Here is a 13141-nt window from a genome sequence, read left to right as displayed (position 1 = left end):
TGCTGCCTGTACAGGGGTAGCACTGGCCAAGAGGGCTACTGCTAATACAGCTGCTGTTGCTTTTTTAGTTAAGCTTCCTTTCATGGGTAATCCTCCTTTGCTTGGTTAGCGATTATTCGTTAGATATATAATACCACGCACACTAGATATAGTCAACTAACAATGTATATTACTACATGTAGTACAAAGGGATTATTTGAGGCTAGGGATAGCGGCATAGAAAAAGAGCCGGGCAAATGCTCGGCTCTTGGTGTTTCTTAGATGGATACGGTTTTATTCAGGTCTGTTGCAATCCATACTTCTCTGTCTTGGTTATCCAGGACGTAGTTGTGCCATACGGCGGATTCTGTTACGGCTGGGTCTCTAGTGTCGGAGAAGGTCCGGGTTGGTAGACCGTTGGTGTTGGGTTGGGTGTCTCTACCGGTGATTTGTTCCAGTTCTTTAATGAAGTCTAGGCGGTGGAGACGGGTCCCTGTTCTGTCTGTGCTGTAGTCGTAGCCGGGTAGGCCGGTGAGGCCGCAGGCTTTGAGCATCCGCCCGATTTGGTTACGGGTGGCTACAAAGCGGAACTGGGCGTTCTCTGTGCCGAACTGGACGTAGTCTTTGGTTTCCTCTAGGGGTGGGGTTGGCAGGAGTTCGTATTGTTTGAGGGCGCCAATGCCGACCATGAAGCGGACGGGGTTACTCGCCCAGGCGTTATTTAAGGTAAGGGTGTTGCTGGCGTAGTCTCTCCCCTGCATGAGTTCTTGCCTTTTTTCGGCGGTAATGGACCGGGCGATAAAGGCGGCTGCTTCTTCGGTAGAGAGGAAGTTTTTATCTGTGGTTGCGTAGGGTCCCCAGGTCCCATCTGTGTATCCGGCAGACAGGACGTGGTGGATCTTAGAGACGGGTTGTGGGTTATTGAAGCTAACGGTTACGTCTCCGGTAACGGGGTCGTGGGACTTGCTTTCTGCTGTGGCCTGGTTGACGTAGGGTTTGTCTGCTCCGTCGTTGGCGTGGAGGACTTTGAACTGGATAATAGCAGCTTTTCCGGGCTGGATGTCGCCTACCGGGATGGTGAGGGTATCTAACATGGAGCTGCCATTGGGTTTGTAGCTAAAGTCTGTCCCCCAGGCTTTAGGGACGCCATTAATGGTGAGGCTGTCCCGGTAGAAGGTCAGGCGAGAGGTATCTAGGACGTCTGTTACCTTAATATCTTTCCAGACCTTATCTGTATCGTTGGTTAGCTTAATGGTGTAGGTGTTTCTAGCGCCGTCTCTGGTGGAGAGATCTATACGCTCGGTTTCAGCAGTCTTTTCGAGGGTGGGTTGGTCGTCCGGTCTGTCCGGCTTACCCGGTACACCACTCCCTCCCTCTTCCGGTACTAATACCGGGGGGACTTTGACTTTATCGTCGGTGGCGCCGCCTGTACCGTTTTCACCGGTGGCGTTGGCGGTGTTAATTAAGGTGACAGCGTTTTGCTTACGGAGCTTGTCCAGCTCGCTTTCGCTGGCCCCTTTCTTGTAGCTGACTTCCTTGGCAGTCCCTTTCTTGACTTGGACGGTATAGGTGACCTTTACGCTTTCACCGGGGGCAATATCCCCAATGGGCTGGGTCACTGTGCTACCACCGACCATGGCTAGGCCTTCTCCGTCTGTTTTCCCTTGCAGGGTGGGCTGGCCAATGAGCTGGACTTCAGAAGGTAGGGTATCTACCAGGGTAACATTTTTCCAGGTGGCATTCTTGGACCGGTTACCTACTTCTACGGTGTAGGTGAGGTATTCAAGGTCTCCGACTTTATCCTGGTCGTGGGTCTTGAGTACATAGGGGCCGGCCTTGCCTTCAGGTACGACTACCGGGGTAGAGGGTAGGTTCCGGTCAGGTTCACCGGGGGTTTTCAGGACGGCCACGTTAACAATGGTCTTCCCTTCTGCTGCTTCTTTGACTTTAACGTCAAATTTGTAGACAGCTTTTTCACCGGGCTTGAGGGCCTCGGGCTTTAGGGTTAGGGTATTGGTCTTGCTGTCGAAGGAGCCGTCGTTGGAACCCTTGCCGTTCTTTTCTAAGTGACCAACATATTCCAGTTCTTCCGGGATAGGGTCTGTAATGGTTACGTTTTCCCAGTCGGCGGTAGCACTGGAGCTGTTGGCTACTTCGATTTCGTAAGAGAGGGTGTCTCCTACCTTGGCTTGGCTCTTATTAACAGACTTGGCCCCTACTCTGCCGTCAGCCTTGCCCTTTTCTACTACAGTAGGCCGGTTGACCTCTGCTTCCTTGGGGTTGGCATTGTCGGCAGTACCGGTTGCCTTGTTGTAGATGGTCTTACCTTGGGCGGTGTCTTTGACTACGGTGCGTAAAACGATTTCCGCTTTTTCACCTGGCAAGAGGCTGCCTACCAAGACTTCAATAACGCCTGTTTTCATGTTATACACGTACTTGGCACTTACGCCAGGTTCGCTTTTACCTTGAGCGTCTGTCTTAGCAATGGTGGCGATACCGCCCCATTCAAGGCCTTGGGGGATAGGGTCTGTGACCTTTACGTTGTTGGCTGCTACTTCTGCGTTAGCGTCATTGGCAACGGTAATGGTGTAGTCTAAATTATCTCCTACCTTGGCTTCGGTTTTGTCAGCTGTTTTCTGGATAGAGAGGTTAGCCTTGCCTTCGTCAATTTTAGAGACCTTAGAGCCGCTTGAAACTCGCTCGGCATTGGTCCCTTCTGCGGAGGCAATATTTTCTACTTCCTTGCCATACCCGGTCTTATTAACAGTGACCTTAAAGACCACCTTTTTGGTCTGGTCGATCTTCACGTCACCAAGGTTGACAGTAAGGAGCCGGGCTTCTTCATCATAGGAGAAGTCGCTATGGCCCTTGCCATCTACAGTGACAGAGCCTGCAAAGTCTAAGGCCGGGTCAATGGGGTCTGTTACAACAACGCCCTTGGCGTCATTTTTAGACTTGCCATCCGTCTTAACCTTAACGGTATAGGTCAGGGTATCTCCTACCTTAGCTTCTTTCTTATTGACCTCTTTAGAGATATCGAGATAGGCTTTACCATCTTTTACCTTGGTAATAGCGGTATCGTCTTTGCTCTTCTTGGGGTCAGTATTGGTCCCCTTCCCAGTAGCCACGTTTTTAAGCTCCATATCGAAGGCATCTTTAGTGACCTGAGCATCAAAGGTGATGGTCTTGGATTTTTCAACCTCAATATCACCTACAGGGACTTTTAATTCTCGGCTATCGGCATTATATTCAATGTCACCAAAGAACTTGCCGTCTACCTGAAGGGTCCCCGGCTTAAACTCTAATCCCATGGGGATGGTGTCAGTGACAACCACGTTTTTAGCCCGGGTTTTAGACGTTTTATCCGCATCCACCTTGATGGTGTATTTAATGGTATCGCCTACTTCAGCTTCCTTCTTATCTACGACCTTATCCATGTTCAGGTAGGCCTTGCCTTCTTGAACGACAAAGCCCTTATCGCCGGTTTCAATCCCCGGCGGGATAGAGTCGTTCCGCTTTGGAAGTGGCTTATTGGGGTCGTTTTTCGGGTCTTTATCGTCAGTCCCCAGCTTAGGATCTAACTGGTTCGCACTCTTTAAGTCAACAATATTGTCCCCGGTTAAAACCGCAATGTTTTTGACTTCCTTGTTAAAGGCATCTTTATCGATTTTAGCCTTAAACTGGATGGTTTTACCTTCCCCGGCTTTTACATCACCGAGGGAAATTTCAAGCTGTTTTTGACCGGTTTTGACGGCCTCAGCAAGAACGAAGTTCCCTTTTTCGCTAACCATGTAGTCAGTCATTTCATAGTCATGGCTCTTACCATTAACTGTGACAGACCCGTCTACAAAGGTCATGAATTTAGGAATCGGGTCATAGATTTTGGCGTTTTCAATGGGGCTGGTAGCTTTTTTGTCGTTCTGCACCTTAATGGTGTAGGTGACTTCATCACCGGGGAAGAAGGCTTTGCCATCTTTACCCTCAGCCTCAGAGGTCTTGCTCACGCTAGGTACTGGAGTACCCTTTTCGTATACATAGGTGAGAACTTTAACGTAACCAACATAGTTAAAGCCAACAATGTCTTTAGGAGATTTTACTTCCTTGCCATCACTGACCTTTTTCTTTCGGATGACGTTGCCCTCAGTATCTACGTACTTTTCAATGATGACATTGTACTTGCCGCCATTGTAGTCGAAGCCGTGCCATTTCCCCCGTTCCTTCTTGTGGTTAATGGTCGCTTCAAGAGCATCTGCATAGTACCAGTCATCTTCTTTGATGTCCGTATAGGGGTTTTTAACACCCAACTCCCGGAGTTTTTCTGTGGTCATTTGGCGGTCTAAAACCCTGTTAATGATAGACATGGTTTCAGTCCGGGTAATATAGTTATTCGGCTTAAAGGTCCCATCCGGATAACCGCTTACCCACTTATTGGCAGCTGCAAGAGCAACGGCACTGGAATACCATTGACCGGTAGAAACGTCTGCAAAAGCACCATCATCTTTTTTACCACCGAACTTTTCAGGGTTAAAGCGAGTGGCCAAGCCTGCTAATTCAGCCCGGGTAATGGGTTCGTCCGGTCGGAATTTACCCTCAGACCCGGCGATAATGCCACTCTTGTACATCTGCTTAACCGGCTCGATATACCAAGCATTTTCAGGCACATCTTTGAAGGTATCTTTCGACCAAGTGTTAACCTCTTTCGGGTAATCCCCGTCATACAGGCGGTGGAATACTGCTGCCGCCTCAGCACGAGAGATGAACCGTAGGGGTCTGACCGTTTTGTCAGGATATCCGACAATGTAGGGGATATCCTTGGTTAAGTAGACGTTGGTAATTTCTTTTTCATAGGTTTTGAAGGTGTAGCCGGGAATTTTCTCTTCTCGAACGTCCCGGTCGTTGTCATCATTGTAGGTCTTGGTTTCGGCCAGCTTTTTACCGCCGGAACCGTTTACAAAGTTTTCGGTTACTCGCACCATCTTAGTCTTATTGGTGTCGTCTGCCTTAGCCGCTTCTTTCTTGGTCTCCGCTGCACCAGCGGCAGGAGAAAGAATACTGGTTAAACAAAACGAGGCCAACAAGCCGGCTGCAAGAAACCGTTTAAGTTTTTTCTTTGGCATCTCGAGATCCCCCTTTAATAGGAAATATTTGAACGTTCAATTCAATCTAAAATAGACAGTATTTGCCGCTCTGTTTTACTTAATTTCCAGCTAAAGGGTCTACGGGCCGCTTGTTTTCAATGTAACCACCTCCTCTTAGTAGGAAGCAAAACCCGTTACATATGGATATTTATATGGTTTACTCTCAACAAATTGATATATTTTGGGGGACTCACCTCTTTTTATCAGTTATTTATATACCTACTACATTCTACCATATTTAAATTTTAACATCAACAACTTCTTATTATTTCTTATACAGAAAAACCCCTGCAAATGGACTGACCATCTACAAGGGATTTTCTGTGCAGTGGCGATAGAAGAACTTGTCTCTAATATCCCAACTGCCTTATTAAGCTAAAGGGGAGGCTAAACTACCGATACCTATCGCTGAGTCTCTCCACAGCTAAAGCCAGAAGTTTTGCAAGGTATTCGATAATATTTGCTCTCAATATCATTATACAACATTTGATACTTATTGTCAACTTATTTATGAGCGCACCCAGAAGTCCTGAGCCCGCTTGCGGTTATTTTACTCAAAATTTTCCTCTTGACTTTTTCATACGAACCTGTAATTCAGTCCGCCAGATGATATAATGTACCAAAAGGAGTGATTTTACTTACCACTCCTCATAGCTAAAGCAAGGGGAAATAGTCAGAAAAAACCTGAAGGGAGGCAAGAGCATGAATACAGAAATTATTGACTTATTTTGTGGAGCTGGAGGATTAACCCATGGACTAGAGCAGGCTGGACTTAATGTCATATTGGGTATAGACAATGAAGAGACATGCCGATTTGCATATGAAGCTAATAATAGTTCTATTTTTTTAAATTCCGATATCACTGAAATTTCCGCTTCTGAAGTAGACCGCTACTTTAGTGATAAGGCGATAAGGATTTTAGTTGGGTGTGCACCTTGCCAGCCTTTTTCCAACTACAGCAATAGGTACAGAAAAGATGGGCACAAAGATAATAAATGGAGTCTCCTTTCCTATTTTGAAAGACTAGTGACACAGATTCAGCCCGAAATAGTTTCCTTAGAGAATGTTCCTAGCTTGAGAAATGAGGAGATTTTTAAAAATTTTATTAAAAGCTTAGCAAAGATGGGATATCATACCACTTGGAAGATAGTCAATTGTTTAGATTACGGCATTCCACAAACCCGAAGTAGGCTAGTTCTTTTAGCCTCTAAGTTGGGCCCCATCAAATTACTACCTCCCACGCACACACCCGAAAATTATTGCACTGTCAAAACAGCAATAGGACACCTGCCCCCTCTAAAAGATGGTGAAGTAGATAAAATAGACCCCTTGCATCAATCTTGCAAATTATCGCCTATTAATAAAAAGCGAATACGCCAATCATTGCCAGGCGGTACATGGCGTGATTGGGACGAAGCTTTACAATTAAAATGCCATAAGAAATCTACAGGAAAAACCTTCCCTTCTGTTTATGGACGCATGGAATGGGACAAGCCCTCCCCTACTATTACAACTCAGTTTTTTGGTTATGGAAACGGGCGATTTGGTCATCCTGAGCAAAATAGAGCATTGTCATTACGAGAAGGGGCTATTATTCAATCTTTCCCTGACGATTATAAGTTTATTGATCCTAATCGTCCTCTCTCCAAAAGGCAAATAGCAACACAAATTGGAAATGCTGTTCCTGTTATTCTAGGAGAGGTAATCGGGAAAAGCATACTGCAACATTTAAATAGGGGGAACGACGATGGAGCTTTCCGAAGAGAAAATTGAGTTATCACGTAAACAAATAAATTTAAGGAAACAAGACGTCAAATACGATACGAGAGATTATGTAATTAAGTATCTTATTGAACAATTTAATGAAGGTGAGTTTTTTATACCCATAGAATACCAGCGACAGTTTATATGGAAGCAAAAAGACAAATGCAAATTTATTGAATCGATTTTAATGGGATTACCAATTCCTTTTATGTTCTTCTCTGACTCTGATGATGGCAGAATAGAAATTGTTGACGGCGCTCAAAGAACTCAAACTCTTGTTGAATTCGCCAATAATGATTTAGAATTAAACGGGCTAACTGTCCTTGATAAATCAAATGGCTTTAAGTTCAAGGATCTCGACATCAGCATACAAAGAAGGTTTTTAAACACAAACATTAGAGTTGTTTACTTGGATTCCGGAACAACCACTTCTGTTCGCCAAGAAATATTCAATAGAATTAATACAAGCGGCCTATCTGCAAAAAGTTCAGAAATCCGCCGTGGATCTTCTGACGGGAAATTCTCTAACTTCTTGTCTAACTGCACAAATAATGAATTGTTTAATAAACTAGCCCCTAGGACAGCTGAAACAGAAAAGCGGTATGAAGGTTTAGAATTAGCTACTAGATTCTTTGCTTATTCAGATAATTATGAAGAGGGGTTAACCGACTACAACGGAAATGTATCAGAGTATATGGATAAATATGTAAAATCAAAAGACAAGGAGTGGGAAAATCCGGAAGTTTATGAGGAGCAGCACCTTAAATATCTTAACCGCTTTACAGATATGCTTTTCTTTGCGCAAAACTTCTTAGGGGATCAGGGTTTTAGAAAAACACCTACTTCCAAGTCTACTCCGCGAGCCCGCTTTGAGGCATTATCAATAGGTATTTATCTTGCTATAAAAAGCAAACCCGACCTAAACCCACAAACCAAGGATTGGTTAAACAATCCTGACTTTTTAAAACTAATTAAGTCCGATGCGGCAAATAATAAATCCAAATTATTCGCCAGAATTAATTATGTCAAAGAACAGCTTTTAAAGGATTATCTATGAATTTTTTGGACAAGTATAACGAAAGAAAATCCGAATTAACTATTTTCCTAAATATCATGAAGACCCTCTATGAAAAGGAGATGTGTAGAACAAACGGAAAAACAGAGTTCGATATTTTTTTTGGTTCATCCTCAACTGAAGAAATTTCTTATACTCAGCTAAGTAATATTTTAAAATCAAATGCCTGTCTAATGATTTATAACCTGATTGAGTTTACCGTGGTTCAACTTTTTACAGAAATATACGATCTAATCCAGCAGAATCAATTGGGATATAAAGCTGTTAATGATAGTATAAAAAAAATCTGGATAAAAACGCAACTAAAGTCAGCTAAAGATCCTAGTATAAAATTAAGCACCTTAAATAATAAAACAGAACAAATTATATCATATGTTCTAAAAAATACGACTATTACTCTAAACACTAAGGATACTCTGAATGTAGGCAATATGGATTTAACTGTGATAAGCGAAATTTTTGAAGAACATAATATTAAGTTCAGCTTATCACCAGAAATTCACCGCCCAGATAAATTCTCTACAATCAAGTTACACCGGAATAATCTTGCTCACGGATCCTCTTTGTTTTCTGAGGAACTAGCAGACAGCACTATCAATGATATAGAAAAAGACTACCACTTAACAGTTAAAATTTTAGATTCTCTAATTCTACAAGTATCTAACTATATTAACAATGAAAGCTTTAAAATCAACTAATTATACCCAAAAAGGGGCTGTGTCAGAATGAGTAAAATCATTCGACACAGCTCCTTGCTTATATACAAACTTAGTCCTAATTAATTTATAAAGCCCTCATTAGATATATATTATAAGCTTGCATGGATATATCCATAAACAAAGTCCCTCCTCATTTTTTGAGCTGGGGCTTTGTTTGTTAGAGGGGCTATTTTGCAGCCCCTTTCTATTTATACTATTTTATACCACTGCTACAGCCTTTCCTGTTTCCCTATTTTCTCTATTTTTCCAAAGGCCAAAGCCTTCTTTTCTGGGCTGCTTAGAAAGGTCTGCAAACACCTTTTCATACTTGACGTCTGGCGGAAAAGTAGCTGGTGCAGCATATCCCTTGCTGACCAAGATGCCATTTAGCATACCTGCCTGAACATCCGCTTTACCCATTTGGTTGCCAATAGGGGAATTGATCCATACATACCTAAGCAGCCTTCCATAGCGGTCAGTGTCGGACACATCCCTTTCCAAGAATACCTCCTGCCCCTCTTTTAAGATGGATTTGACGTAATCCGAGGCCTCTCGTCCGTAATATTCCTGTTTGCCATAGACTTCCGGTGTATCTACACCGATAAGCCTAACCTTGTATTCAGATCCTTTTATTTCAACTAAGAGGGTATCGCCGTCTACAACCTTAACGACACTGGCTTTCGTCAGTTGGTCTACATATTCTCCGGTGGCTTTTGGTCGCTCACCAATGATATTCATAGACTTGGCTGTGTCTACTGCCTTTTGTACTGTTCTTACACTAGGGTGGTCTATTTGGTTCAAAATATCTGTATTAGCACTAATATAGCCTGCCGGCAAGAGAATGAGGCACAAAAGAACGCCTGCAAATTTACTTGTTTTACGCATACAAAGGGGCAGAAGCTATTAACTCCTGCCCTGCCTCCTTTCTTATATTGCTTGGATAACATAGCGCATTCATCTTAAAAGGACTGGTTAAGCTTATTTAACGTCCTTAAAGATATTCACAACACGGTCTTTATCATGCCATACAATGGTGTTTTGCCAGTCCCTATCGCCTTGGCTGGCACCAAAAAGGGCGGCTACCCGGCTAACCGGGAAATAAATATGTCCATCAATATTATCCGGTCTGGGAATATCTATTTGCAGGGCATATCGTTCTCCTTTTTCGTTATACAGTCTGTACCGACCGGTATCAATATTAATGACGAGTTTACCGGGGGAGAGGGCATTGGCTCCGGTATCGTTATTGACGAAGGTGGCAGTCCGGGTCCGGTCATCATAGGAAACCTCCATACCTAGCGTATAGGCTACGAATCGCATAGGGAGCATGGTCCGACCTTCCTTGATATAGGCTTTACCGGTCATGCCAACAGTACGCTGGTGGTCGCCTTTAATGTAGCGGTAGTAAGGGGCGTCAATGATAAACTGGGCGTATTCTTTGGTATGGGCCTGGCCAGCCTGAGGGGCTTCTTTTTCGGAAGGCTCTTTTTGCAGTGTCTCGATATTTTTCTCTAACTCTACAATCTTGTCGTTGTCGTTATGGCCATCTCCTGCAAAGGCTACCGGTGAAAATGCACTGGTTATTCCAAATGAGGTTAACATAACAGCTGCCGCAACTCGTTTTACTCTGTCTGAAATAATTTTGTCTGACATGATATTGCTCCTTTCTTATTCATGCGCCTCATTTACAGTGAAGGACATGGGGTTGGAGTAGGCAGTTGGATCATCTTTCATGACAGCCTTATAGTCAAAGCGGTGACCTGGTTGGGCTGAATACCTTTCACTGGTCATTTCACCGGCGCTATCAACCTTGTATAACTTGATGTTTTCAAAATCATCAGTGGTGTTTTCCTGTCTACCCTTAGCCACCAAACGCCCTTGATTGTCATGAACCTTAACTTTCACAATAGCACCAAGAGGTGCTTTTACAGAAGCGAACTTCATATTCCGAACAGGTCTGTCAGCTTCAACAACAATGACTTTCGTTGCCTTATATTCCGGCTTAATCACCCTACTATTGCCAAACTTATCTTCCAAGGTAATCCTAAAATTCTCGAAACCTTCTCGCTCCAACCCTTCAATGAACAATTCTTTCTCGAGCTTAGGATTAAATTCACGGACTTGTTCACCATTTGAATCGGCATACTTTACGAGTATGGTCCCATTTTCTTCCGTAAAGTCGGCTAATTTGAGGTTGACCCAGAACCTCCATTTACTATCTTCTGCCTCAGCTTTAACCTCAATAGCTTTTGCATTAGGAGCTACTGTATCTAGGCTTACCAGGTCTGAATCCGCAAACGCCAAATACTTGGCTGCCTGTCTCTCTTGGGAGCGGATAACTAATTTTTTGCCGTCCTGAAGCTTAGCTTTGGGGATGGTAAATTCTCTGAGCAAGGGCTCTTCTTCGCCGGGTTGCATATCTCCGTCTAAAACAATTGAACCAGCCACCGGAGTGAAGTTATCACCATCTACATAGCCAAGGGTATACTTAGATCCTGCCTTATAAGGGGATGGCACTTTAAACTCCAGTTTAGCATTACCCTCGGGGTCATTTTTTACTTGCTCAAACTCTGTAACCTTGCGGCTTTTTTTGTTTGTCTCCTTATCTACCTTGCTAGAACTGCCGGAGTAGACAACCCCCTCGTAGATATACTTAACAACCCGGGCCTGACCAATGTATTTCACACCGGTAAAGTCCTTATGGCCTCTCCCGACCTTATCTTCACTCCGGACATCTTCAGCAATGGCATTGCCATCCTCATCTACATACTTTTCTACGACCACATTCACATCATCCGAACTGTACTCTTTACCTTTCCAGTCCCTAGGATTAGGGCTGTGATCTACAGTGGCCTCAAGCATATCTGCAAAGAACCAGTCGCTTTTATTGAGGTCTGTATAGGGATTATCTGCATAGTACTTGTCTGCCTGCTCTTCTGTTAACTGTCTACCGGTCACCCGGTTAATAACAGAGACCGTCTCCGCCCGGGTAATATGGTTTTCAGGCTTAAAACTGCCATCAGGATAACCGCTCACCCATTTATTAGCAGCTGCAAGAGCAATATCATTGGCATACCATTTGTCCTTATATACATCTGAAAAACTAAAGCTCTTGTTGGTAACCTTGTCATTGCTATCGTTAAACTGCTTTGGATTAAAGCGGTTGGCTAGGGCGGTTAACTCAGCCCTTGTAATGGGGTCATTGGGCCTAAATTTACCGTCTTCTCCGCCTGCAATACCGCTCTCATACATTTGCTTTAAGGGCTTAATATACCAAGCGTCCTCGCTCACATCTGAGAACATCCCCGGTTGCCACTCTCTTGTTGCTTTAGGAAAGTGTCCATCATATAGCCTATAAAAGATAGCCGTAGCCTCAGCTCGGGTCATGTATCTAAAAGGCCTGACCGTCTTGTCCGGGTAGCCTACAAGGTAGGTTAAATTCTTGTTGAGGTATAGGTTCGTGACGTCTTGCTCATAGGTCTTGAATTCGTAACCGTCAATATCCTTGGCCTTGTATTCGGCATCCGGCTTTTCCTTGTAGGTATCCGGCTCGGCCAACTGTTTACCACTCACTCCGTTAACATAGCTCTCTACAACCTTAATCGTCTTCTCCGGATCCTCTTTGTCGTTAGCTGCCATAGCAGCAGAGGGCAAGATGCTTGTCAGCCCAAAGGAGGCAATGAGAACGGATGCAGCAACTCGTTTAATTTTGTTTGACATAGTGAAGCTCCTTCCTTTGTTTTGTGCAATTTTTATATATTTATCTCAACACCAAGATGAAACTAATCCTCCATCAAGCAAACTATAGCCCTTTCATCATTGCTACGATTGGAGCAGGTAGAAAGGATAATGGTCTGCTTGTTTTCGTAAAGGTCTGCTTCAACCTGAATAGATGACCTATTCCTAAGCATTTCGATGTAATTCGCATAATCGTCATCCGATACATTCCGGTAGACTGCATTAACATCAGCCCTATTATTGGTGTCCAGCATAAAGGCTGAGAAAACCTTATACCGGCGTTTAATGCCACCCTCAGCCTTATAGAACTCAAAGACCGGGTGGTCATGGACATAGTTCGATTCATCTAGGTACTTATGCAAGAGAGAAAACTTGACCGGATTAGCATAACTTTGGTTGTGGCCATAAAGGATAATGTTGTTTCCTGCATAGATCTTAGACCGGTGGTCTGCAAAGATCGTTCCATACTCCGTTGCAGCCCCATCAAAGCGCTTGTATAGATAGGTTTTATTATCCTCAGCCTGAACGACAGGGTAGTTAATAATTGTCCCCGGCAGCCTTATCCAGCCTACTGTGTCCGGATTGCGCTCCTTTAGGGCTGCAAAGTCAATATCCAAGAGGGAGTCCTCTGCTTGTTGAGTCACTTCCTTGCCCAGCCCCTTGTCAAAGTTCATATCCTGCCTGTTTTGCAAATGAGCATACCCGGCAAAAGATAGGGCAACCACAGCCAGTAAAAGACATAGCATTGA

8 protein-coding genes are annotated in these 13141 nt (G+C 43.9%); 3 read left to right on the top strand and 5 right to left on the bottom strand.

Annotation, left to right across the window (positions count from 1 at the left end):
- Window positions 1–257 precede the first annotated feature (257 nt).
- On the bottom strand, window positions 258–5096 hold the full coding sequence (locus ACLGL1_RS07865) for an isopeptide-forming domain-containing fimbrial protein (protein WP_411008148.1): 4839 nt from the start codon (window positions 5094–5096) through the stop codon (window positions 258–260).
- Between the two features lie 723 nt (window positions 5097–5819).
- Here ACLGL1_RS07865 and ACLGL1_RS07860 point away from each other — a divergent pair.
- Genes ACLGL1_RS07860 through ACLGL1_RS07850 form a run of 3 tightly spaced genes read left to right on the top strand, consistent with a single transcriptional unit; the run spans window position 5820 to window position 8654 of the window.
- Window positions 5820–6890 (top strand): DNA cytosine methyltransferase, encoded by a 1071-nt coding sequence (locus tag ACLGL1_RS07860; protein ID WP_411008147.1) that lies wholly within the window; start codon window positions 5820–5822, stop codon window positions 6888–6890.
- A complete protein-coding gene (locus tag ACLGL1_RS07855; RefSeq protein ID WP_411008146.1) occupies window positions 6865–7938 on the top strand; it encodes a DUF262 domain-containing protein in 1074 nt (357 codons plus the stop codon). Before ACLGL1_RS07860 ends, ACLGL1_RS07855 begins: the two co-directional genes overlap by 26 nt.
- A complete protein-coding gene (locus tag ACLGL1_RS07850; RefSeq protein WP_411008145.1) occupies window positions 7935–8654 on the top strand; it encodes an MAE_28990/MAE_18760 family HEPN-like nuclease in 720 nt (239 codons plus the stop codon). The genes ACLGL1_RS07855 and ACLGL1_RS07850 overlap by 4 nt, the downstream gene beginning before the upstream one ends.
- Before the next feature lie 219 nt (window positions 8655–8873).
- Here ACLGL1_RS07850 and ACLGL1_RS07845 read toward each other — a convergent pair whose 3' ends face one another.
- The 4 genes from ACLGL1_RS07845 to ACLGL1_RS07830 form a co-directional block, all read right to left on the bottom strand.
- Window positions 8874–9539, bottom strand: coding sequence for a thermonuclease family protein (locus ACLGL1_RS07845; protein ID WP_411008144.1), 666 nt, complete (start codon window positions 9537–9539; stop codon window positions 8874–8876).
- Window positions 9540–9632: 93 nt separating this feature from the next.
- Window positions 9633–10307, bottom strand: coding sequence for a copper amine oxidase N-terminal domain-containing protein (locus ACLGL1_RS07840; protein WP_411008143.1), 675 nt, complete (start codon window positions 10305–10307; stop codon window positions 9633–9635).
- A gap of 15 nt (window positions 10308–10322) precedes the next feature.
- A complete protein-coding gene (locus ACLGL1_RS07835; protein ID WP_411008142.1) occupies window positions 10323–12374 on the bottom strand; it encodes an S-layer homology domain-containing protein in 2052 nt (683 codons plus the stop codon).
- Window positions 12375–12436: 62 nt separating this feature from the next.
- Window positions 12437–13138, bottom strand: coding sequence for a class B sortase (locus tag ACLGL1_RS07830; RefSeq protein WP_411008141.1), 702 nt, complete (start codon window positions 13136–13138; stop codon window positions 12437–12439).
- Window positions 13139–13141: the final 3 nt, after the last annotated feature.

It is taken from the genome of Peptococcus simiae (genome assembly GCF_046569735.1).
Taxonomy (GTDB): domain Bacteria; phylum Bacillota; class Peptococcia; order Peptococcales; family Peptococcaceae; genus Peptococcus; species Peptococcus simiae_A.
This window is presented reverse-complemented; position numbering and strand designations above follow the sequence as displayed.